We start from the raw sequence: 22,793 nt of genomic DNA, 5'->3' as shown, positions 1-22,793 counted from the left end.
ATTGGGCGGCCACGACCATCACGGTCATCACCACCATGAGCATGCCGGCCATTCGCATGATCATGGCCACGACCATGGTCATGGGCACGGCCATGCACATGTCCATGCCCCCGCCAATTTCGGCAAGGCGTTCGCGGTCGGCATCACGCTCAACACCGCGCTGGTCGTGGCCGAGGCAATTTACGGCTATCTCGGCAACTCCACCGCCCTGCTTGCCGATGCCGGCCATAATTTGTCCGACGTGCTCGGCCTGGTCGTGGCCTGGGGCGCCTCGATCGCGGCGCGCCGCGCGCCGAGCGGCCGCTTCACCTACGGCTTCCGCGCCTCCACCATCCTGGCCGCGCTGGCCAATGCGGTGTTCCTGCTGGTCGCGACCGGCGCCATCGGCTGGGAGGCGATCCTGCGCCTGCGCCAGCCGGAGCCGGTCGCAGGCGTCACCGTGATGGTGGTCGCCGGCATCGGCATCCTCATCAACGGCTTCACCGCGATGCTGTTCGCGCGCGGGCGCAAGGACGACATCAATATCGAGGGCGCCTATCTGCACATGGCTGCTGACGCCGCGGTATCGCTCGGCGTCGTCGTCTCGGCCGCGCTGATCATCTGGACCGGCTGGCTCTGGCTCGATCCCGTCACCAGCCTCGTCATCTGCTTAACCATCCTCTGGAGCACCACCAGCCTCTTGCGCGGCTCCATCGACATGTCGATGGCGGCCGCGCCCAAAGGGACGGACCTTGCCGCGATCAGGGCATTTTTGCTGGCGCGGCCCGGCGTATCCGCCATCCACGATCTCCACGTCTGGCCGATCTCCACCACCGAGACGGCGCTGACCTGCCACCTCGTGATGCACGCCGGCACCGCCGACGCATTCCTGATGGAGACGGCGCAGCTCCTGAAGACATCCTTCCGCATCGGCCACACCACGCTCCAGATCGAGACGCATCCGGACAATGGCTGTGCACTGGCCCCCGATGATGTGGTGTGAGGGCCCGTTGCTGCACCAGCCTCGCGAAGCAGCCCTACCCCGCCTTCGCCGTCACGATCCAGATCGCACCCTGCAACGCCACGCTCTGCCCCTTCAGAAACGGCGTGAGCATGTCGCGGATTGAGGCTTTGGCCGCCGCGTAGGTTTCCGGCGGATGGCCCTGCAGCGCACGGCTGGCCGGGCCGATCTGGAGCGCGCCGTCCACCGCGGCATCGAGACCGCCGCCGATGGCGACGTCCATCGCAAGATTGTGCGGCTCCATCGCTACGGCGGTGAAGCCGGCTCCCTCGAGGATGCGCATCACGCGCTCCTCCGAGGCGAAGGCGAACGGACCCGGCTCCTCCGGCCCGACCGGCGGCATCTTGGGCACGTGTTTGTACACCGCCATCAGCGGCGCCATCATCCACGGATTCTCTTTCGGCTCGCGCCAGCACGCGAAGGTGAGCCGTCCTGACGGCTTCAGCGCACGGCGGAGATTGGTGAAGGACGCGACGGGATCGGCGAAGAACATCACGCCGAAGCGCGAGGCGAGCAGATCGAAGCTTGCCGGCTCGAACGGATGGACCGTCGCGTCCGCCAGCACGAAATCGAGCGGCAGGCCTTTTGGCGCGAACGCGCGCGCCTGGGACAGCATCGGCTCGGACACGTCGAGGCCGAGCGCAAAACCGTCGGGCGCCACCGCCTTCGCGAACGCAAACGTCGTCGCGCCGGAGCCGCAGCCGACGTCGAGAACACGCTCGCCGGGCTTCAACCTGGCGCGGTCGATCAGCACGTCGGCGATGGGGCCGAGCAGGCTCTCCTGGGCCGCGTGGCGATCCGCCCAGCGTTGTCCGCTCGGCCCGTTCCAATAGGCGATCTGATCGGCGTTCTGCTCGTGTCCGCTGGGTTGTTGCATCAAGCTCTCCGCAAAAGTACCGATCCCGTTCTGCCCAAAAGGCTTATCCGCATGTCGTTGCCCGCCGCAAGGCCGATTTCAGCCGGGCGCCGGAACGGCCGCCCGATGCGCGCCAAGTTGACACAACCGTAAGGCGCTGTGTTAAGTCGCCCGGAGAGGAGAAAGGCGTTGAAATCGGAACGATCGGTCGGCGTCGATTGCCTGCGCGCCATCTCCATCATCTGGGTGCTGCTGTACCACTTCGTCCCGATGCAGGCTTTCAACCGGGGCACGTTCGGCGTCCTGCTGTTCTTCATCATCAGCGGCTATTGCATCGCGTTCAGCGTCGAGACGTCGCAAACGGCGTGGCATTTCTACGCCAAGAGGCTTGGCCGCCTGCTGCCCGCGCTGATCGTCTGCGGCTTCCTGACGACGCTGTTCAAGATTCTCGCGCCCGAGTTGGTCGAGCCCGGCCGCGGGCTGAAATGGGTCCATTACGTCTACACGCTGATCGCGCTTCCGACGCTCAACGTCCTGCAGGTGAACTATAACCTGCCTGACGGCGCCTATTGGTCATTGCAGATCGAATTTCAGTTCTACGTCTTCTGCTTTCTGATGATGGCATTGGGCCTCAAGCATCGCCTGCTGGCATTGCTGTGTGCAGTGACCATCTTCCGGACCCTGACGACCAGCACCGAATATTACACCTCCAACGATTTCTTCCCGTTCTTCATCGCCGGCATGAGCGTCGCGGCCCTCGTCAGGGGACGCACTGGCGAGGCGATCGCGGGAATTCTCGTGGCATTCTCCGTCGAGCTCTATCACCTGAAATTCAACGTCAAGCAGCCGTCCGTCCCGATCGAGATGTACCGGTCGCTGCTGCTGTGGTCCGGCACGGCCGCCGTCTATCTTGCCGTGCGCTACGACCACGTCTTGCCGCGCGCCTGTCGCGCCCTCGCCTTCATCGGCGTCATCAGCTATCCGCTCTATTTGATCCATCAGGACGTCGGGATGATGATCCTGCGTTGGGCGCATGTGGGCCGTGACTCCACGGGCGACATGCTGATCCGCGCGTTCGTCCTTCCCGCGTTTCTCGCTGCGATCGCCTGGATGGTCTACGTGCTGGTCGAAAAACCCACCATCAAGCCGCTGACCCGCTTCCTGACCAATCCGCTCGCCTGGCTTGGTCAATCTAAGCCAGCGGTCCAACATCCCGCCGGCGCTGCCCCGGGCGAGGTCGCCCGGCAGGACCTTCAGCAGGACTTGGCAGCACGATAGCTTTGGCGCCGGCAAGCGGCGACGCAGCGCGGCTCGCCTCTGCGCATTGCGGCCGCATTGGTTTCACCGAACGGCCACATCGGAATCAGATGCCAACCAGATTTCGCCGATAGGTTTTGCCATTCCTCAAACTGGAAAAGGCATGCCCATGCGCAGATTTACCGCATCCGTCGTCGTTGCAGCTCTCTCGCTCGGAACACCTGCTCTCGTGCAGGCACAGGGAGCATCGCCGCAAGCCGGCACGGAACAGCCCTCCGCTCAGTCCAGCACGGTGATCCGAAGCATCGAGGTCGTCGACGTCAAGGAATTGCAGCCGGCGGTGCGCGCGAAAGTCGATGAGCTGGTAGCGCACACGAGCGACAAGGACATCCAGTCGCTTCGGCAGTCCATCGACGCCACGCCGCAGGCAGCCTCGGTCCTCAAGGCCAAGGGCCTGAGCTCGTCTCAAGTCGTCGCGATTAACATCGCCGACGGCGTCCTGACGATGTTCACCAAGACAGCCTGACAATCAGGCGGGGTTCCCGGCCGAGAGGTCGCAGCGCCCGCGAGCACGGCAGATGGACCACCGGCCGGATCCGGGATTCACGCGATGACCGAGCGTGCCCTGCAGCGGAGCCCGTTGCAGGGCTGCTCGTGCCTGGCGAAAAACCTCGGACCAAACTGCGATTTGGGGCGGCGCTCGGCCCTTGCTCCGGCACCCACCAAGGCGGTAAAGAGGCGCCGTGGGGCGGTTAGCTCAGCTGGTTAGAGCATCTCGTTTACACCGAGAGGGTCCGCGGTTCGAATCCGTGACCGCCCACCAGCCTTCGCTCGCTTCGCGGGCTACGGCTCGGCAGGCCAGGCCCGCGCCATCTCAATCCCCTGGCCTTCCCGGCAGCAGCGGCACCGCGTCGATCCACACCGCCGCCGACCGGCACCAGATCTGCCTGACAGGCCGCAGCTTGTCGCGCTGGCGGATGGAGCCCCAGCGGATGCCCCAATCATCGGCCGCCTCGCCCTCGCCGCTGGTGAACAGCGGGGAACCGCAGTCGGCGCAGAAGTGCTGGAAGCGCATCCGGCCGTTGTCGCCGCGCTTGCCGTAGATTTTTGGCGTGCCGGCAGTGAGCTTGACGTCCGCCGCGCCGCAGATCGCGGTCACCCGGAACGGCGAGCCGGTCAGGGTCTGGCAGTCAGTGCAGTGGCACACCGACACGGCCTCGGGGTCGACCTCGGCCTGATAGGTGATCTTGCCGCAATGGCATTGCCCGTCGATCTGCATCGCCCTCTCCCCCTCCACCGCCATGCCTTCTCCACTGGCATGCCTTGCCCCAAAACAAAAACGGCGCCCGAAGGCGCCGTCTTATCATCTTTTGCGATGGCCTAGTGAGCGGTCAGGCCGCCGGCGGCTTCGTCGCCGTCAGGCTTCACCGTCACCTTGGTGTCCTCTTCCCAGACGATCGGCGTCGGCTTCTTGACCAGCGCCTTGACGACGACGTCGTCGAGGCGGGAGACCGGAATGATCTCCATGCCGCCCTTGATCGCATCGGAAATCTCCGTGAGATCCTTGGCGTTGTCCTCGGGGATCAGCACCGTCTTGATGCCGCCGCGGGCCGCAGCCAGCAGCTTCTCCTTCAGGCCGCCGATCGGCAGCACGCGGCCGCGCAGCGTGATCTCGCCGGTCATCGCGACATCGTGGCGGACCGGGATGCCGGTCATGACCGAGATGATCGCGGTGGCCATCGCGACGCCCGCCGACGGACCGTCCTTCGGCGTCGCACCTTCCGGCACGTGCACGTGGATATCGCGGCGGTCGAACATCGGCGGCTCGATGCCGTAGTTGATCGCGCGCGAGCGGACATAGGACGCCGCCGCGGAGATCGACTCCTTCATCACGTCGCGCAGATTGCCCGTGACCGTCATCTTGCCCTTGCCGGGCATCATGACGCCTTCGATCGTCAGCAGCTCGCCGCCGACATCGGTCCAGGCCAGGCCGGTGACGATGCCAACCTGCGGCTCGCTCTCGATCTCGCCGAAGCGGTACTTCGGCACGCCGAGCAGCTCTTCCAGAGTCTTCTCGGTGACCTTGACCGACTTCTTCTTGGAGATCATCAGCTCCTTCACCGCCTTGCGGGCGAGTGTGGAGAGCTCACGCTCCAGGTTACGCACGCCCGCTTCGCGGGTGTAGCGGCGGATCAGAAGCAGCAGCGCGTCGTCGTCGATCGAGAACTCCTTGGAGTCCAGGCCATGCTTGGACACCGCGTTCGGGATCAGGTGCTTGCGCGCGATCTCGACCTTCTCGTTCTCGGTGTAGCCCGCGATCCGGATGATCTCCATGCGGTCCATCAACGGGCCCGGAATATTGAGCGTATTCGCGGTCGTGATGAACATCACGTTGGACAGATCGTAGTCGACCTCGAGATAGTGGTCGTTGAACGTCCCGTTCTGCTCGGGGTCGAGAACCTCGAGCAAGGCGGAGGACGGGTCGCCGCGGAAATCGGCGCCCATCTTGTCGATCTCGTCGAGCAGGAACAGGGGGTTGGACGACTTCGCCTTCCGCATCGACTGGATGATCTTGCCCGGCATCGAGCCGATATAGGTGCGGCGGTGACCGCGGATCTCGGCCTCGTCACGCACGCCGCCGAGCGAGACGCGCACGAACTCGCGCCCCGTCGCCTTCGCGATGGACTTGCCGAGCGAGGTCTTGCCGACGCCGGGAGGCCCGACGAGGCACAGGATCGGGCCCGTCAGCTTGTTGGCGCGCGACTGCACCGCGAGATACTCGACGATGCGCTCCTTGACCTTCTCCAGCCCATAGTGATCGGAATCCAGGATGGCTTGCGCCTGCTCCAGATCCTTCTTCACCTTGGACTTCTTGTTCCACGGGATCGACAGCAGCCAATCCAGATAGTTGCGCACGACGGTCGCTTCCGCGGACATCGGCGACATCTGGCGCAGCTTCTTCAATTCATGCTGCGCCTTCTCGCGCGCTTCCTTGGAGAGCTTGGTCTTGGAGATCTTCTCTTCGAGATCGGCGAGCTCGTCGCGACCGTCGTCGTCGCCGAGTTCCTTCTGGATCGCCTTCATCTGCTCGTTGAGATAATACTCGCGCTGGGTCTTCTCCATCTGGCGCTTGACGCGCGAGCGTATGCGCTTCTCGACCTGCAGCACCGAGATCTCGCTCTCCATCAGGCCCAGCACCTTCTCCAGGCGCGCGGTGACCGACAGCGTCTCCAGGATGCCCTGGCGGTCCGCGATCTTGACGGCGAGATGCGAGGCAACGGTGTCGGCGAGCTTGGCGAAATCGGTGATCGCCTGCACGACGCCGACGACCTCGGCCGAGATCTTCTTGTTGAGCTTCACATAGCTCTCGAAATCGGACACGACCGAGCGCGCCATGGCCTCGGCCTCGACCGACTTCGCGTCGGTGTCGGCGAGCGCAATCGCGGTCGCTTCGTAATAGTCGGCGCGATCGGTGTATTTCTGCACGCGCGCACGCTCGAGCCCTTCGACCAGCACCTTCACGGTGCCGTCAGGGAGCTTCAAGAGCTGCAGCACGCTGGCGAGCGTACCGGTCTCGTAAATGGCATCGGGCGCCGGATCGTCGTCGGACGCGTTCTTCTGCGTCGCGAGCATGATCAGCGCATCGTTCTTCATCACCTCTTCGAGCGCACGGATCGACTTCTCGCGGCCGACGAAGAGCGGAACGATCATGTGCGGGAAGACGACGATGTCGCGCAGCGGCAACACGGGATAGGCGTGCGTTTCGCCATGGACGATGGTTGGCCTGGGTTTTGGATTAGTCATGGCCTTTTCCTTTTGCTTTGCCCCCCTGCACGCAGTCCGCTCCGCTCACGCGCAACCGCCACAAGGTGCCGAGGTGATCCGCAAGACCGATCGGTCCCTTTCGAGTTGGACCGGCTCGCCGGATCGGAACTGAGGCGAATCTGGAAGAGAATTTTCGCTCGCCGCCGACATTAGGTGGCTATCGACCCGGGGGGTGTCAAGTCATTGAAAGACGCGCGCCATCAGGCGCTTACGCAACGCGGTAAGCGACGCAACACCGGCTGCGGAGATATGATCCGCAGCCCAATTTGCAGGTACGATTGGAGCGTTCCAGCGCCGCCGGATCAGGCGCTGGCGTTCTCGACGGCGCGATCGGACCGATCGGCGTAGATGTAGAGCGGACGTGCCGTTCCTTCCACGACTTCGCGGGAAATCACGACTTCTTCCACACCTTCCAGGCCCGGCAGGTCGAACATGGTCTCGAGCAGGATGGCTTCGAGGATCGAGCGCAGTCCGCGCGCACCAGTCTTGCGCTCGATCGCCTTGCGGGCGACCGCGCCAAGCGCCTCGTCGGCGAACGTCAGCTCGATGTTCTCCATCTCGAACAGCCGCTGGTACTGTTTCACCAGCGCGTTCTTCGGCTCGGTCAGGATCTTCTTCAGCGAGGTCTCGTCGAGGTCCTCCAGCGTCGCCACGACGGGCAGACGGCCGACGAACTCGGGGATGAGGCCGTACTTCAGGAGGTCCTCAGGCTCGACGTGACGGAAGATCTCGCCGGTCCGGCGGTCTTCCGGCGCCATCACCTGGGCGGCGAAACCGATCGAGGTCGACCGTCCGCGCGCGGAGATGATCTTCTCGAGGCCGGCGAACGCGCCGCCGCAGATGAACAGGATGTTGGTGGTGTCCACCTGCAGGAATTCCTGCTGCGGATGCTTGCGGCCGCCCTGCGGCGGGACCGAAGCCACCGTGCCTTCCATGATCTTGAGCAGCGCCTGCTGCACGCCCTCACCCGACACGTCGCGCGTGATCGAGGGATTGTCGGACTTGCGGCTGATCTTGTCGATTTCGTCGATGTAGACGATGCCGCGCTGGGCCCGCTCGACATTGTAGTCGGCGGCCTGGAGCAGTTTCAGGATGATGTTCTCGACGTCCTCACCGACATAGCCAGCCTCGGTCAGCGTCGTCGCATCCGCCATGGTGAACGGCACGTCCAGGATGCGGGCGAGCGTCTGCGCGAGCAGCGTCTTGCCCGAGCCGGTCGGACCGATCAGCAGGATGTTCGACTTCGCGAGCTCGACGTCGTTGTGCTTGGTCTGGTGGTTGAGGCGCTTGTAGTGATTGTGCACCGCGACCGACAGGACCTTCTTCGCATGGCTCTGGCCGATGACGTAATCGTCCAGGACCTTGCATATTTCCTTCGGCGTCGGAATGCCGTCGCGCGACTTGACCAGCGAGGACTTGTTCTCCTCGCGGATGATGTCCATGCAGAGCTCGACGCACTCGTCGCAGATGAAGACCGTGGGACCCGCGATCAGTTTGCGGACTTCGTGCTGGCTCTTGCCGCAGAACGAGCAATATAGCGTGTTCTTGGAGTCGCTCGTGCCGACCTTACTCATTCATGTCTCCGTCCGCGGTTCGATCCCGTTCCGCTCGATCGCTCCATTCCGACACGATGGCCGGCATGAAGCTTAAGTAGAGCAAATTCCGTACCAAAAAAGACCCTACGCATTACATCCCGTGCGAATCACGGTCGCTCGATTCTCCGCGATCATAGCCGATCATTCGTAGCCAACCATGCTGTCACCCGACTATCAAGAATTCGCTAATCGGGGGTCGCCGGCTACCCGTGACAATACCGTGATTTCCGGTCTTGGCACGGGCGAAGTGACCGAAATCACCGCGGCGTTGCTGGATTGCCACGAAAAACAAGCACGAAAGCGGAACTTTCTGCCTGTCGCAGGGCGCAAAACTGCGTTTTGCGATGCGCACACGCGTCCATAGCGTGAACGCAACCTGAAAGGTAACCGGCGGTCCCAGGGCCTTGCCGAGAGATCGCCGTCCACCCCAGTAGTGTTACTGGGTCTTCGCGGCTGCCGGCTCCTCAGCACGCTTGTCGATGACCTTGTCGACCAGGCCGAACTCCTTGGCGTCGTTCGCAGTCAGGAACTTGTCGCGCTCCAGCGCGTCCTCGATCGCCTTGTAGGTCTGGCCGGTGTGCTTGACGTAGATCTCGTTGAGCCGCTTCTTCAGGTTCAGGATTTCCTGGGCGTGCAGCATGATGTCGGTGGCCTGGCCCTGGAAGCCGCCGGAGGGCTGGTGCACCATGATGCGCGCGTTCGGCAGCGAGAAGCGCATGTCTTTCTCGCCGGCGGCGAGCAGCAGCGAGCCCATCGAGGCGGCCTGCCCCGTGCACAGCGTCGAGACCGGCGGACGAATGAACTGCATGGTGTCGTAGATCGCAAGCCCCGACGTCACCACGCCACCCGGCGAGTTGATGTACATCGAGATTTCCTTCTTCGGATTTTCCGCCTCGAGGAACAAGAGCTGGGCGACGACCAGCGTCGACATGCCGTCCTCGACCGGCCCGGTCAGGAAGATGATGCGTTCCTTCAGGAGGCGCGAGAAGATGTCGTAGGCGCGCTCGCCACGGTTGGTCTGCTCGACCACCATGGGCACGAGGTTCATGTAGGTTTCAACCGGATCGCGCATGAGTCACCTAGGGTTTTCGGAGACGGACATCGCCGGGAAGGCTTGCCAGCTTGGCTGGATTTGCCGGAAGGGCGAGTGGACGTCGTGTGATGCAGGAACTTGGGTAGAGGTAGAAGGCGTATCGACAGATATAGCCCAATTCGCTTCTGACAAGTGCGGAGCGCATTAAGGCTTAATCCGTCGGGCAGTTGAAGCTGATTCGCACAAAGAGGCCCAGCCGGCCATCTGGCTAGCTGGGCCTCTTCGCAGATCATTCTTAATGGATGGCTGACTCAACCTCTTAGGCTGCGGTCTTTTCCGCCTCGTCGTCCTTGTAGAGGTCCTCGCGGGAGACCTTCTTCTCGGTCACGTTGGCGAGTTCGAGGATGAAGTCGACGACCTTGTCCTCATAGATCGGTGCACGGAGCTGGGCCAACGCCTGGGCATTGCTGCGGTAATAGTCCCAGACCTCCTTCTCGCGGCCCGGCATCGAGCGCGCGCGCTCGATCACGGCGCGGCCGACCTCATCGTCGGTCACCGTGATCTTGTTCTTCTCGCCGATCTCGGACAGCACGAGGCCAAGCCGCACGCGGCGGTCGGCGATCTTGCGGTACTCTTCCTTGGCCTTGTCCTCGGTGGTGTCCTCGTCGGCGAAGGTCTTGCCGGCGGAATCCATCTCGGCCTTGACCGAGTTCCACATCAGATTGAACTCTTCGTCGACCAGCGAGGGCGGTGCCTCGAAGCGATGCGCTTCGTCGAGGCGGTCGAGCAAGGCGCGCTTGACGCGCTGGCGCGTTGCACCGGCAAACTCGGCGACCAGACGCTCGCGCGCGGCTTCCTTCAGCTTGTCCAGCGATTCGAGGCCGAGCGTCTTGGCGAACTCGTCGTCGATCGCGAGGTCCTGCGGCGCCTCGATCAGCGTCGCGGTGGTCTCGAACTCGGCCGGCTGGCCGGCGAGCTTCTCGTTCATGTAGTTCTTCGGGAACGACACTTTCAGCGTGCGGGTCTCGCCCGCGCCGATGCCGATCAGCTGCTCCTCGAAGCCGGGAATGAAGGTGTTGGAGCCGATGGCGACCTGGATGCCCTCGCCGGTGCCGCCCTCGAAGACCTCGCCGTTGATGCTGCCCTTGAAGTTGATGGTGACGCGGTCACCCGAGGCGGCCTTGGCGCCCTCGCCCTTGTCGGCAAAGGTGCGGTTGGTATCGGCGATGCGCTTGATGGCCTCGTCGACGTCGGCGTCGGTGACGTCGGCGACGGGCTTCTCGACCTCGAAGGTCTTGAAGTCGGCGAGCGCGATCGACGGCACGACCTCGATCGCGACCGTGTAGGTCAGGTCGGTCTTGCCGCTGAGGAGCTCCTCGACCTCGGCCTGCTCGCTCGGCATGGTGATCTTCGGCTCGGTCGCAAGGCGGAAGCCGCGCTCGGAGAACAGCTGCGTATTGGTGTCGCGGATGGTCTGGTCGATGGTCTCGGCCATTACCGAGCGGCCGTAGACCTTCTTCAGGTGAGCGACCGGCACCTTGCCGGGACGGAAGCCGTTGATACGGACCTTGTCCTTGAGGTCGACGAGCTTGGCGCCGGCCTTGGCGTCGAGATCAGACGCGGGAACGCTGATCTTGAACTCGTGCTTCAAACCTTCCGAGAGGGTCTCTGTGACCTGCATGGCGTCCAATCTTCTTCTCGTTCGGTCCCGGCGCGCATGCGTCGGGACGCTGTCATTAATCGATCCGGCGCAAGGCAAACGCCTCAGCGCCGGTGCTTCAATCGGACCGGCTCCCAGCGGACAGACATCCGCGCGAAAGCAGGCCCTCGTAATCCGTGCAAACGCGATAAGCGCTTGGTGCGGGCGGAGGGACTCGAACCCCCACAACTTTCGTCACTGGAACCTAAATCCAGCGCGTCTACCAGTTCCGCCACGCCCGCGTGAAGTTGCATCAAGACCGGCCGCGATGCCGCGGGCGGCCGGGCTTATAGCATGTGCCTGACTGTTCGCAGCAAAAAAATGGCCTGATGGAGGCAGGCTTGAAGTAGGCACGGCGGCTGGACTTATCCAGCGCGGCGTGGTCCGGATTGCCTCATGAAACCGCGGATCTTTCACCCCGATCGGCGCGAGGTTCTGGCCGGACTTCTGGCCGGGCTTGGAGCGTCCGCAGCCGGTGCGATGGTGGGCGGGGCAACCCCGCCTGTGACCGCCCAGCTCGCCCTTCAGGCAAGGGCGTCCACCCTGTCTCTCAAACCAGGACAGCCGGCTACACCGATCTGGGAGCTGGCCGCCGCAAGCCATCTCCGGGACGTCCGTCTGAGGCGTGGCGACCGTTGCGAAGTGGTGTTTCAGAACGACCTTCCTGTGCCACTTGCGCCAGTCTGGTACGGCCTCAACGGCCCCGTGACGACCGACCCGCTGCGGGGGCGCGCGCCCGCCCCACCGAATGCGGTCGAAACGTCAATTATTTCAGTGTCTAACGCCGGAACCTTGCTGGCCGACTTCCGCCTGTTCGAGGATGGCCTGAAGCATCCCGCGCGCCCGCTTCCGGTCATCGCAGCCGAGACCAGCCCGGTTGCCGCCGACCGCGACGAAGTGCTTTTGATCGAGGAATGGCGCCTGAGGCCGGATGGCACCGCTGTCCCACCGGGCCAGGACCCGAAGGACGCGACACCGCTCTATACGGTCAACGGGCAGACTTCATTCGAACTCTCAGCCTCGGGCCATCAACGGCTGCGGCTGCGCTTTATCAACGGCTCTCAACGCACTGTTCTCGCTATCAAATTGGAAGGCTACGACGTCCGCGTGCTGGCCCTGGACGGACAGCCGGCCGAGCCGTTTTCGGCGCGCAATGGCGCCCTAGTGCTGGCGCCCGGCGCACGCGCCGACGCCGTCGTGGATGCGGCGGCATCAGCCCAGTTCGTGCTGCATGACGGCAAGGCGGCGCAACCGATCGGCAGCCTCAAGATCTCGGACCAGCTGGAGCGGCGCGTTCCGCTGGCGCCGCCGCAGCCGCTCCCGTCGAACGACCTTCCCGAGAGGCTCGACTTGAGAGGCGCCCTGCGGTTCGATGTCGCGCTCGGGCCCCCCGACGCCGGCTGGGCGCGGCCTGTGAATTTCTCCACCGCTTCCGCCCCCGTCTTCCGGGCCAGGACTGGCCGCACCGTCGTGCTCGCCCTGAAGAACCCCGCCCCCGTCACGACCGTCTTTCATCTGCACGGTCTCCCCTTCCGGCTGCTCGACAAGCTCGACGATGGCTGGAAGCCCTACTGGCTCGACACGCTCGCGATCGAACCCGGCCAGACCCACCGCATCGCCTTCGCGGCGACCGCGCCCGGCCGCTGGCTGCTCGAATCCGTCGCCACCGACTGGGCCGCACCACGGCTGGTGCGGTGGTACGCGGTGGAGTGAGTGCTCAGTACTCCACCCCCAGCGCGTCATAGATCCGCCGGTGCACGGCTGGCAGCGTCTCGGTGAGGTCCTCCGCAATCAGTCCCGGCCCGGCTTCGCGTGCCGCCTCGCCGTGCATCCAGACGCCGATGCTGGCGGCTTCGAACGCCGGCACGCCCTGCGCGAGCAGGCCGGCAATGATGCCGCAGAGGACGTCGCCGGCGCCGGCGGTGGCGAGCCAGGGCGGCGCATTGGCGGCAATGGTGGCGCGGCCATCGGGGGCGGCGATCGTGGTGTCCGGCCCCTTCAGGAGCACGACGGCGCCGGAGCGCTCGGCGGCAGCGCGCACACGCTCCAGCTTGGAACGGCCCGGAAATTTGTTGCTGAGGTCGGAGAACAGGCGCGGAAACTCGCCTTCATGCGGCGTCAGCACCACCGCGTTGTCACCTGAGGACTTGATCGATTCGAACAGGCGCTCGGGGGTTGCAGCAAAGCTCGTCAGCGCATCGGCATCGAGCACCAGGTGGCGCTGCGCGCTCAGCGCGGTGTGGACGAGATCGCAAGTGCGCTCACCGATGCCCGCGCCGGGGCCGATGATGCAGGTGCCGTAGCGCTTGTCGCCGAGCAGCTCGCCGAACTCGACCACGGTGTCGACGGGGCGAACCATCACCGCCGTCAGCGCAGCCGCGTTGATCGCGAGTGCATCGCGCGGGCTCGCCAGCGTCACGAGGCCCGCCCCTGCCCGCAGCGCGCCGCGCGCGGCGAGCCGCGCCGCCCCGGTTGCCGCGGCATCGCCCGAGATGGCCAGCACGTGCCCTCGCGCGTATTTGTGGCCATCGATGCGCGGTATCGGAAAGGCGGCGCCCCAGACCTCCGGATCGTTCTCGAAGGTCTGCGGCGCGATCTCGTCCAGCACCTGCGCGTCGATGCCGATGTCTGCGACGCGCACGCGGCCGCAATGCATCCGGCCCGGCAGCAGCAAGTGCGCCGGCTTCTTGCGAAAGAAGGTGACGGTCTCGGCGGCATTCACCGCCGCGCCCATCACGGCCGCGCTGGTGCCGTTGATGCCGCTCGGCAGGTCGATGGCGAGCACCGGGGCGCCGTTGGCGTTGATCGCCTCGATCATCGCGCGCGCCTCGCCCTCAACGGGCCGGCTGAGGCCCGCGCCGAACAGCGCGTCGATGATCAGCGCAGGCTTTCCGATCGCCTGCGGATTGAACGGGAGCAGCGGGTGCTTCCAGCCGCGCGCGGCGGAGGCCGCATCGCCCTGGAGCTGCTCGCGCTCGCACATGGCGATCACCGAGACCTCCCGTCCCTGGGCGGCGAGCTCGGCGGCTGCGACAAAACCGTCACCGCCATTGTTGCCGGAACCGGCCACGATCAGGATCGGCCCCTCCTCCACCAGCGCCTGGGCGGCCTCCGCGACCGCCTGGCCCGCGCTCAGCATCAGCTTGAAGCCGGGGGTGCCGGCCGCGATGGCGAGCTGGTCCGCGCGCTGCATTTCGGCGTTGGTCAGAACTTCCATGCCACTTCCCTAGTAGAATCGCCTTTTCAACAGGCATCTTCCGCGCCGATCCGACGCGGGGAACAAGGATCTGCACACATATTGAACCGTTTGCCTATTTCGTAGTCTTCGGTATTTTGTGCAGATCGGCGTCACCATTCAGAGATGCTCGTTAAAAGGCTGATAACGCTCCAATAATCAGGGCATTTGCAACTTGGCATAGACCCTGCTTTCGAGGAAGCCGCTTCGGTTTGTCGTGCTCACTGGCGTTTATCAGGGTGTCGCCGGCCGTTGTTGCCGGACAGGTCAGGACTCCCGGCATAGCGAAGACAAGATCGTGCGTTAGAGAAGCGCATCCTGACGAAGACGTTGCTATTTGATCGAAAGGCCGGGAGGCGCGCAGTGAAGAAAATCGAAGCCATCATCAAGCCATTCAAGCTCGACGAGGTGAAGGAAGCGCTTCAGGAAGTCGGCCTTCAGGGCATCACCGTCACCGAAGCCAAGGGCTTTGGCCGGCAGAAGGGCCACGCCGAGCTCTACCGCGGCGCCGAATACATCGTCGACTTCCTGCCCAAGGTGAAGATCGAGATCGTGATCGGCGACGATCTGGTCGAGCGCGCCATCGACGCGATCCGCCGCGCCGCGCAGACCGGCCGCATCGGCGACGGTAAGATCTTCGTCTCCAACATCGAAGAGGCGATCCGCATCCGAACCGGCGAATCCGGGCTGGACGCTATCTGAGCCGGGTGCTATCCCGAATTTTGCGACACTCCGACTAGAATGAAGGCTGCTTCGGCGGCCTGATTTCGTTTGTGCGGTCGCGCAAAACTCGCCCGAGCGAGAATAATTTTGCTCATCTGGAAACCGACCCGCAGAGCCAAAAGGGGTATGCATGAAGACCGCCAAAGACGTCCTGAAATCGATCAAGGACAACGACGTCAAGTACGTCGACCTGCGCTTCACCGATCCGCGCGGCAAGTGGCAGCATGTGACGTTCGACGTCAGCATGATCGATGAAGACATCTTCGCCGAAGGAACGATGTTCGACGGCTCCTCGATCGCCGGCTGGAAGGCGATCAACGAGTCCGACATGTGCCTGATGCCCGATCCGGTCACCGCGACGATCGACCCGTTCTTCGCCGAGACCACGATGGTCATCACCTGCGACGTGCTCGAGCCGACCACCGGCGAGCCCTACAACCGCGACCCCCGCGGCATCGCCAAGAAGGCCGAGGCCATGGTGAAGTCGATGGGCGTGGGCGACAGCGTGTTCGTCGGCCCCGAGGCCGAGTTCTTCGTGTTCGACGACGTGCGCTATTCGGCCGAGCCCTACAAGACCGGTTTCCGTCTCGACTCCTCGGAGCTGCCCACCAACTCCGACACCGAATATGAAGGCGGCAATCTCGGCCACCGCATCCGCACCAAGGGCGGCTACTTCCCCGTTCCCCCGCAGGATTCGGTGCAGGACATGCGCTCCGAAATGTTAGGGGCCATGGCCAAGATGGGCGTCAAGGTCGAGAAGCACCACCACGAGGTCGCCTCCGCCCAGCACGAGCTCGGCATGAAGTTCGACACGCTGACGCTGATGGCCGACCACATGCAGATCTACAAATACTGCATCCACCAGGTCGCGCACATCTACGGCAAGACCGCCACCTTCATGCCGAAGCCGATCTTCGGCGACAACGGCTCGGGCATGCACGTGCACCAGTCGATCTGGAAGGACGGCAAGCCGGTGTTCGCCGGCAACAAATACGCCGACCTGTCGGAGACCTGCCTGCACTACATCGGCGGCATCATCAAGCACGCCAAGGCGATCAACGCCTTCACCAACCCGTCGACCAACTCCTACAAGCGTCTGGTCCCGGGCTACGAGGCCCCCGTGCTGCTCGCCTACTCCGCGCGCAACCGCTCGGCCTCCTGCCGCATTCCCTACACCGCTTCGCCGAAGGCCAAGCGTGTCGAGGTACGCTTCCCCGATCCGATGGCCAACCCCTATCTCGGCTTCGCCGCGATGCTGATGGCCGGTCTCGACGGCATCAAGAACAAGATCGATCCGGGTCCGGCGATGGACAAGGACCTCTACGACCTGCCGAAGGAAGAGCTGAAGCAGATCCCGACCGTCTGCGGCAGCTTGCGCGAGGCACTCGAAAACCTCGACAAGGACCGCGGCTTCCTCAAGGCCGGCGGCGTGTTCGACGACGACTTCATCGACGCCTATATCGAGCTGAAGATGACCGAAGTCGCCCGCTTCGAAATGACCCCGCACCCGGTCGAGTTCGAGATGTACTATTCGGGCTAAGCGGCCCGGACTTTCTGCGACAAGCAAAAGGCGCTCTGAAAGGAGCGCCTTTTCGTTTGGGCACCTCTTCTGTCTTTTCGGATGCGAGCAATGGTGGGTTACGCCTTCGGCCAACCCACCCTACGCGTTACGTCCCCTCACCACGTCGCCGTGAACGCTTTCTGCAGCTCGGCCGGCGCGGTGACGCCGCCCGCGATCAGCAATTGAGTGAGTACGCGGGCCTTCTGCGGATTGAGGTCCTCGGACACCACAAAACCGTTCTTGTCGTCGTCGACCTCGACATTCCTCGTGACGAAGCCGGAACGAACCCGCGTGGAGCGAACCACGATGATGCCCTTCTTCGCCGCCGCCTCGAGCGCATCGAGCGCCGGCTTCGAGGTGTTGCCGTCGCCGACACCGGCCAGCACGATGCCCTTGGCGCCGTGCGCAATGGCGTCCTCGATCGGGACGGCGTCCATGTTGGCGTGCGAGTAGACGATCGCGACGCGCGGCAATTGCTCGCCAGCCGGCAGCGGATAGGTCGCGCGCCTGAGGCTCGCGGCCTGGGTCATGAACCGGATGCCGCCGGCGGTGTCGACATAGCCGACAGGGCCGTCATTGGCGGAGCTGAACGTCTCGATGCTGGTGGTGTTGGTCTTGGTGACCGAGCGCGCGCCCTGAATCTTGTCGTTCAGCACAGCCATGACGCCGCGCCCGCGCGAGCGCGGATCGGCGGCGACCTGCACGGCTTCGTAGAGATTGCCGGGGCCGTCGGCGCTGACTGCCGTGGCCGGCCGCATCGAGCCGACGATCACCACCGGCTTGTCGCCGCGCACCACATTGTCGAGGAAGAACGCGGTCTCCTCCAGCGTGTCGGTGCCATGGGTGATGACGATGCCGTCCGCTTCGTTCTTGTCGAAAGCATCCTGGATGCGGCGGGCCAGCGCGAACCATACCTTGTCGTTCATGTCCTGGGACCCGATCGACGAGATCTGCTCGGCGTTGAGCTTCGCCAGCTTGTCCAGGCCCGGCACCGATTGCATCAGCTGCTCGCCCGTGATCTGGCCGGATTTGTAGGCGCCGGTCGCGCGCGCGTCGGCCTGGCCTGCGATGGTGCCGCCCGTCGCAAGCACGAGAATGCGCGGCAGGCCGCCAGCCGGAGCATCCTTGCCCGGCTCGGCGGCCAGCGCTGCCGCGCCGATGCAGCCGGACCAGAGCGCGAAGGCCAGCAGTGGAATGGCAAGTCCCGATATCCGGCCAGGCCGGTGAGGGGCTGATGTGGCGGCGTCGCTGATCATCGAATATCTCCTGCTGTCCCCGGCAGGCTATTCGAAACCGCGCAATGGGGCCGAAGATGGGCGGCACACGTAGGGCGGGTAAGATCCTTGCCAGACATCATCTCGCCGGTCGTGTCGAGATGCGTCCCGCTCCGCCCTACCCGCCCAGGCAATTACGGCTTCGGCCGCGCAAGCCGCAGTCCGTCCGCGCCGATCGCACCGAACGTGCCGGCAATGATCTCGGCGGTCGGCTGCATGCCGCCAAGCGACCAGTGCGTGGGCTCCTGCTCCTCGATCCGGACCCAGACGTTGCGGCGGAAGTCCGCACTGCCCTGCCCCTCGACCTCGACCAGGAGGTCGGTGACGCGTTCGAGCAGCTGCTTCTTCTGCGCGGCGTCCAGGATGCCGCGGACGGTGGAAATGGTGACGTAAGGCATGTCTTTCTCCAATCATGTCGCGTGACGACGACGGCAGAGTGACCCGAACGCGACCGCCAAGGCAGTGGCGGATAAGACAGAGATCGGGCAATTTCCGCCACATCGCGGCGCGCAGATCGGATAGGATCGAGGCGTCCCATCTGGAGGTCTCATGAAGCTTGCAATTCTGGCCGTGGAAGGCTGCATGCATTCGGCGATCGCCGGCGTCGCCGACATACTGTCGCTCGCCAATCACGTCATGCAGCAGAGCGGCGCAAAACCCCGCTTCAGCTGGCAGACGCTCTCGCTCGACGGCAGAGCGGTGCGCGCCGGCGGCGGCCAGATGATCGCGGTCGACGGCGCGATCGGACAGCGCACGCGCTTCGATGCAATCCTCGTCCCCGGCAATCTCGTCGATCACGTCACGGCGGCGCGGCTGCAACCGCAATATGCCCGGGCCGGCGCCTGGCTCCGGCAGCAGCACGCCAACGGCCGGCTGATCGGCGCATTCTGCAGCGGCGTATTCCTGCTGGCCGGCGCCGGCCTGCTCGACCACCGCCGCGCCACCATCACCTGGTGGCTGCAAGGCGAATTGCGGCAGCGACATCCCAGCATCGACCTCGCCGCCGACGCCGTCATCACCGTGGCTGACCGCATCGTCTGCGCGGCCGGCCCGATGTCGTGGGTCGATCTCCTGCTCAGGCTGATCGCGATGGTCGAAGGCAAGGAGATCGCAAAACTATGCGCGGACTACGTCGTGATCGACACGGCCCAGCGCACCCAGTCGATCTTCATGCCGGTCGGCTATCTGCTCTCGCAGGACCCGCTGCTGACCAGGGCGGACCTCCTGGTTCGCCGCACCGGCAAGGCTCCGATGACCGTCAAGCGCCTTGCCGGCGCGCTCGGCCTCAGCGAGCGCACGCTGAACCGGAAGTTTCAGGAGCTCACGCACGAGCCGCCGCAAGCCTTCATCATGCGCCGCCGCGTCGAGCACGCGCGCACGCTGCTGGAGACGACGACGCAGCCGGTCAAGACCATCGCGCGCACGACGGGCTACGAGGACGAAAGCAGCTTTCGCAAGGCGTTCCGGAAATTGACCCTGATGTCACCGCAGGCCTATCGCGCGCGGCGAATGGAGCGGACGGCGTAGGACAGATCTTGCGAGTCGGATCCGTCAGCTTTCGTTCCGCATCTGACTCCACTTCGTTCTCAAAGAACAAATCAGAGTCGCAAAAATCAGGCCGGACCAATTCCTACTGATTGGTTTACGCCAAATGCACGGCGTTCGACCCAAGACGGCGGATTACGCCTTCGGCTCATCCGCCCTACGCGCTCACATCCTACTTGTCCGGAAAATTCACGCCGATCTCGGTCACGACGGGGGCCCATTTCACCAGCGCCGCGTTGTCGGATGCTGCCTTCACGCCGTCGCCGGACAGCGACCTCGGCGCGCCGCTCTTGCCGCCGAAGCGGATCGTCACCCGACAGCCGCCTTGCATCGGACGCGCAAGCGCGCCGCCTTTCCAGTCGGTGACGAAGCCGCCATAGTCCCATTCGAAGCCACTGACGAGGAATGGCTTGCCGTTGGCCTTCTGCACGTCGGCAAGGCTCGATCCGATCGTGATGCCGGCGATGGTCCACAGGCTGGTCTTGCCTGCGTCGCGCAAGGTCAAGCCGGAGGCGCGGCCGGCTTTGTCGTCGGTGAAGGCGACCTCGATGCGGCGGTCCCGCGCCTTCGGGAACAGCACGACGCCTTTGTAGGTCTCGCCTTCGGCGCCGGGCAGCTGCTGCACCACGGCGTCCTTGCCGTAGCGCTGTTTCAGGCTCCGTTCGGTGTCCTCGGGTGCCACGGGCGTGACACAGGTGATGGCGCCTTCCTGCGGCGGCGCGGTTTGGGCATGTACGGGACAGACGAGCAGAAAGGAGGTCGTGGCAATCAGGCTCCGTATCATCTGGATGCAATTCCGAACTTGAGAACCATGCGAAAAGGTAGCTACTCGGTCGGTTCGGTACAACTGAACATCATCGCAGCCCGCTGAGGCAATCGCAGATCGCGAGCAACTGAGCCACCGCGATGGCGCGCAAGGCTCGTTGCCGGCTTGCCGCCCACGGACTAGGATGGAACAGACTAACTTCGGGCGATCGAACGAGAAGTTAGATGTCGGACCCCAGGGACGAACGAGATCGCAACGCGTTCTGGCAGCAGATGCTGGCCGGCGAGCACCCCTCGCTCCGTCGCGGCCGCGCGGTGATGCGCATGCTGTCGCCGACCGCGGACAACCGCTGCCGGCTCTGCTGCGTCGGTTTCGACGGCTTCACGGCGCCGGCGTTGCGGCTTGCCGGCTTTCGGCCGTGGCGGCGCAATCCGCACATCTGCGAGCAGTGCGAGACAGTGCTCGCCAAGGAGCGCGGCGGCGCCGAGATCGAGATCGCAATGCTTTATGCCGACGTGCGCGGATCGACCGAGCTTGCTGCCCGCATCGGCCCAACTGAATTTGCCGCGCTGATGCAACGTTTCTTCCGCGTGGCGACCCACGTGTTCGCGGCGACCGATGCCGTGGTCGACAAGATGGTCGGCGACGAGGTGATCGGAATTTTTCCACCCGGTATTTCGGGCAGTGACTACCGCCAGCTCGCGGTCAAGGCCGGGCTCGCGCTTCTGCGCGCGACCGGCCATGACGATCCCGCCGGCCCCTGGCTGTCCATCGGCGTTGGCGTACATACGGGCAGGACCTTTGTCGGCTCGATCGGTGTGGAGGACGGCAACTACCAGTTTGCCGCGCTCGGAGACCCCATGAATTTCTGCGCACGTCTGGTGGCAGCGGCAAAAGGCGGCGAGATGGTCATTAGCTCGGCGGTCTGGGGCGACGCATCGACCGGCATGGCGGCCGAGCGGCGCAGTCTGCGTCTCAAGGGTTATGCCGACCTTATCGACGCCTATGTCGTAAAGCTCGCGGGGTGATGTTTAGGCAGACATTTCTCAATTTTTCTGCGGACCGAAATCGAGCCCCCGCGAGGCGTCAGGAAAAAACACCGGGTCAAGCCTCTCCATAAAAAGATTACCGGCACCCGGCCTTCCCTGCGTCCTCTGATCTTTCGAGGACGCCGAACGACAGCAAGCCTCGGGCGAAACGCGCCGCGAGAAGGCGAGTCTGCTATTGAGCCGAGAGTTGGAGGATGCGGACAGTGCACCTTGCTCCGGCATTGCGAGGAGCCCGCGACAAAATTGCGAAGCAATTTTGCGCTTGCGACGAAGCGATCCAGGCTGCCTCCGCCGAGAGATTCAGGATTGCTTCGCTGCGCTCGCAATGACGTGGAGCGAGCGTCCCACCCGCACTCTCGTGCCCCGGACGGCAGCGCAGCGGCCCGGCCGATGCGGAGCATCGTCCGGGGTGGTGTGCTGCAGAGCCGGGGCCGACCTATCAGCGAGTGCGCCTCCGCTGGGCCGGCTCTGCGCAGCAGCGCAAGAGCGCTGCAGCGCGTCCGGGTGAGCGCGAGATGCGTTACGCCGCCGCCTTCTGCCGCGCGAGCAGCGCTTCGCCGAACGCCTCGAACAGCTTGCGGTTGATCGGATTGTGCTGGGGATCGTATTCGGCGTGCCATTGCACGCCGAGCGCAAAGGTCGGGGCTTCCGCGATCCGGATCGCCTCGATGGTGCCGTCCTCGGCGATGCCCTCGATCAGCACGCGCTTGCCGGGCTCGAGAATGCCCTGCCCATGCAGCGAATTGACCCTAATCTTCTCGCAGCCGAGAAGCCTCGCGAACGCCCCGCCCGGCGTCAGGTCGACGTCGTGGCGGTCGGCGAACACGACGGTCGGGTCGGGATGGATCTCGCCATTCTCGAGCCTGGGCATGCGGTGGTTCATGCGGCCGGGAATTTCGCGGATCTCGGGATGCAGCGAGCCGCCGAAGGCGACGTTCATCTCCTGCAGGCCGCGGCAGATGCCGAACAGCGGAATGCCGCGGGCAACGCAGGCGACCGAGAGCGCCAGCGCCACCTCGTCGCGGTGGATGTCGTAGGGCTCGTGCTTCTCGCAGGGGTCGACGTTGAAACGGGTCGGGTGCACGTTGGCCCGCGCGCCGGTGAGGATAATGCCGTCCACGGTGTCGAGCAGGGCCGCGATATCGGTGATATCGGGGGCTCCAGCGAACATCACCGGTAAGCCGCCGGAGACCTCGGCCACGGCGCGCAAATTGCGCTCGCCCACCATCTGGACCTGAAATCGATTTTCGACGCGATGGGAATTCCCGATCACGCCGACGACCGGCTTTCTCATCTGTCGTTCCGCGCCTCTCCGAAAGAAGATTCCCCAAACATGCCCCTCCGATGGAACAAATTCAACAGAAGGGATCGCGGG

At 64.4% G+C, this 22,793-nt stretch carries 19 protein-coding genes and 2 tRNA genes; 9 read left to right on the top strand and 12 right to left on the bottom strand.

The window, feature by feature from the left end:
• Position 1 precedes the first annotated feature (1 nt).
• Positions 2-982 carry a cation diffusion facilitator family transporter gene (locus tag AC0WRY_RS15630; protein WP_491123332.1) on the top strand — a complete coding sequence of 327 codons (981 nt, stop codon included), beginning with the start codon at positions 2-4 and terminating at the stop codon, positions 980-982.
• 34 nt (positions 983-1,016) lie between these two features.
• On the opposite strand, the gene AC0WRY_RS15625 is transcribed toward AC0WRY_RS15630, so the two are convergent.
• On the bottom strand, positions 1,017-1,877 hold the full coding sequence (locus AC0WRY_RS15625; protein ID WP_194407830.1) for a class I SAM-dependent methyltransferase: 861 nt from the start codon (positions 1,875-1,877) through the stop codon (positions 1,017-1,019).
• A gap of 168 nt (positions 1,878-2,045) precedes the next feature.
• On the opposite strand from AC0WRY_RS15625, the gene AC0WRY_RS15620 reads away from it, so the two are divergent.
• The 3 genes from AC0WRY_RS15620 (at position 2,046) to AC0WRY_RS15610 (ending at position 3,936) form a co-directional block, all read left to right on the top strand.
• The gene (locus AC0WRY_RS15620) at positions 2,046-3,134 is read left to right on the top strand and encodes an acyltransferase family protein (RefSeq protein ID WP_194407829.1); all 1,089 of its coding nucleotides are present in this window, start codon (positions 2,046-2,048) and stop codon (positions 3,132-3,134) included.
• 148 nt (positions 3,135-3,282) lie between these two features.
• Positions 3,283-3,639 (top strand): hypothetical protein, encoded by a 357-nt coding sequence (locus AC0WRY_RS15615; RefSeq protein ID WP_491123331.1) that lies wholly within the window; start codon positions 3,283-3,285, stop codon positions 3,637-3,639.
• Between the two features lie 220 nt (positions 3,640-3,859).
• Positions 3,860-3,936, top strand: a tRNA-Val gene (locus tag AC0WRY_RS15610).
• A gap of 51 nt (positions 3,937-3,987) precedes the next feature.
• Here the strand turns inward: AC0WRY_RS15610 and AC0WRY_RS15605 are convergent.
• The 6 genes from AC0WRY_RS15605 to AC0WRY_RS15580 form a co-directional block, all read right to left on the bottom strand.
• On the bottom strand, positions 3,988-4,392 hold the full coding sequence (locus AC0WRY_RS15605) for a GFA family protein (RefSeq protein ID WP_194407827.1): 405 nt from the start codon (positions 4,390-4,392) through the stop codon (positions 3,988-3,990).
• A gap of 101 nt (positions 4,393-4,493) precedes the next feature.
• Positions 4,494-6,917: an endopeptidase La gene (lon, locus tag AC0WRY_RS15600; RefSeq protein ID WP_491123330.1), complete on the bottom strand. Its 2,424-nt coding sequence runs from the start codon at positions 6,915-6,917 to the stop codon at positions 4,494-4,496.
• A 323-nt stretch (positions 6,918-7,240) separates the two neighbouring features.
• On the bottom strand, positions 7,241-8,512 hold the full coding sequence (gene clpX / locus AC0WRY_RS15595) for an ATP-dependent Clp protease ATP-binding subunit ClpX (RefSeq protein WP_018320118.1): 1,272 nt from the start codon (positions 8,510-8,512) through the stop codon (positions 7,241-7,243).
• A 457-nt stretch (positions 8,513-8,969) separates the two neighbouring features.
• On the bottom strand, positions 8,970-9,605 hold the full coding sequence (locus AC0WRY_RS15590; RefSeq protein WP_063194797.1) for an ATP-dependent Clp protease proteolytic subunit: 636 nt from the start codon (positions 9,603-9,605) through the stop codon (positions 8,970-8,972).
• Positions 9,606-9,885: 280 nt separating this feature from the next.
• Positions 9,886-11,247 carry a trigger factor gene (tig, locus tag AC0WRY_RS15585; RefSeq protein WP_194407825.1) on the bottom strand — a complete coding sequence of 454 codons (1,362 nt, stop codon included), beginning with the start codon at positions 11,245-11,247 and terminating at the stop codon, positions 9,886-9,888.
• Between the two features lie 175 nt (positions 11,248-11,422).
• Positions 11,423-11,507, bottom strand: a tRNA-Leu gene (locus tag AC0WRY_RS15580).
• Between the two features lie 154 nt (positions 11,508-11,661).
• Here AC0WRY_RS15580 and AC0WRY_RS15575 point away from each other — a divergent pair.
• Positions 11,662-12,978, top strand: coding sequence for a multicopper oxidase domain-containing protein (locus AC0WRY_RS15575; RefSeq protein ID WP_491123329.1), 1,317 nt, complete (start codon positions 11,662-11,664; stop codon positions 12,976-12,978).
• 4 nt (positions 12,979-12,982) lie between these two features.
• On the opposite strand, the gene AC0WRY_RS15570 is transcribed toward AC0WRY_RS15575, so the two are convergent.
• Entirely contained in the window at positions 12,983-14,482 is a 1,500-nt protein-coding gene (locus AC0WRY_RS15570) for an NAD(P)H-hydrate dehydratase (RefSeq protein ID WP_491123328.1), read from the bottom strand.
• Between the two features lie 381 nt (positions 14,483-14,863).
• Between AC0WRY_RS15570 and AC0WRY_RS15565 the strand changes: the two genes are divergently transcribed.
• On the top strand, positions 14,864-15,202 hold the full coding sequence (locus AC0WRY_RS15565) for a P-II family nitrogen regulator (RefSeq protein WP_007603495.1): 339 nt from the start codon (positions 14,864-14,866) through the stop codon (positions 15,200-15,202).
• Positions 15,203-15,353: 151 nt separating this feature from the next.
• The gene (gene glnA / locus AC0WRY_RS15560; protein ID WP_100179304.1) at positions 15,354-16,763 is read left to right on the top strand and encodes a type I glutamate--ammonia ligase; all 1,410 of its coding nucleotides are present in this window, start codon (positions 15,354-15,356) and stop codon (positions 16,761-16,763) included.
• Between the two features lie 137 nt (positions 16,764-16,900).
• Here the strand turns inward: glnA and AC0WRY_RS15555 are convergent, their stop codons facing one another.
• Together AC0WRY_RS15555 and AC0WRY_RS15550 are read right to left on the bottom strand one after the other, a co-directional pair.
• Positions 16,901-18,040 (bottom strand): asparaginase, encoded by a 1,140-nt coding sequence (locus AC0WRY_RS15555; protein WP_491123327.1) that lies wholly within the window; start codon positions 18,038-18,040, stop codon positions 16,901-16,903.
• Positions 18,041-18,192: 152 nt separating this feature from the next.
• The gene (locus tag AC0WRY_RS15550) at positions 18,193-18,456 is read right to left on the bottom strand and encodes a tautomerase family protein (RefSeq protein ID WP_063194804.1); all 264 of its coding nucleotides are present in this window, start codon (positions 18,454-18,456) and stop codon (positions 18,193-18,195) included.
• A gap of 151 nt (positions 18,457-18,607) precedes the next feature.
• On the opposite strand from AC0WRY_RS15550, the gene AC0WRY_RS15545 reads away from it, so the two are divergent.
• Entirely contained in the window at positions 18,608-19,585 is a 978-nt protein-coding gene (locus AC0WRY_RS15545; protein WP_194407821.1) for a GlxA family transcriptional regulator, read from the top strand.
• A 190-nt stretch (positions 19,586-19,775) separates the two neighbouring features.
• Here AC0WRY_RS15545 and AC0WRY_RS15540 read toward each other — a convergent pair whose 3' ends face one another.
• Positions 19,776-20,387: a hypothetical protein gene (locus tag AC0WRY_RS15540; RefSeq protein WP_194407820.1), complete on the bottom strand. Its 612-nt coding sequence runs from the start codon at positions 20,385-20,387 to the stop codon at positions 19,776-19,778.
• 206 nt (positions 20,388-20,593) lie between these two features.
• On the opposite strand from AC0WRY_RS15540, the gene AC0WRY_RS15535 reads away from it, so the two are divergent.
• Entirely contained in the window at positions 20,594-21,397 is an 804-nt protein-coding gene (locus AC0WRY_RS15535; protein WP_491123326.1) for an adenylate/guanylate cyclase domain-containing protein, read from the top strand.
• A 541-nt stretch (positions 21,398-21,938) separates the two neighbouring features.
• On the opposite strand, the gene AC0WRY_RS15530 is transcribed toward AC0WRY_RS15535, so the two are convergent.
• Positions 21,939-22,712, bottom strand: a complete 774-nt coding sequence (locus tag AC0WRY_RS15530; RefSeq protein ID WP_194407818.1) for a gamma-glutamyl-gamma-aminobutyrate hydrolase family protein — start codon at positions 22,710-22,712, stop codon at positions 21,939-21,941.
• Positions 22,713-22,793: the final 81 nt, after the last annotated feature.

Source organism: Bradyrhizobium sp. T-12 (assembly GCF_058314695.1).
The sequence above is the reverse complement of the archived record's forward strand: the minus strand, read 5'-3'. Positions and strand labels throughout refer to the sequence as shown.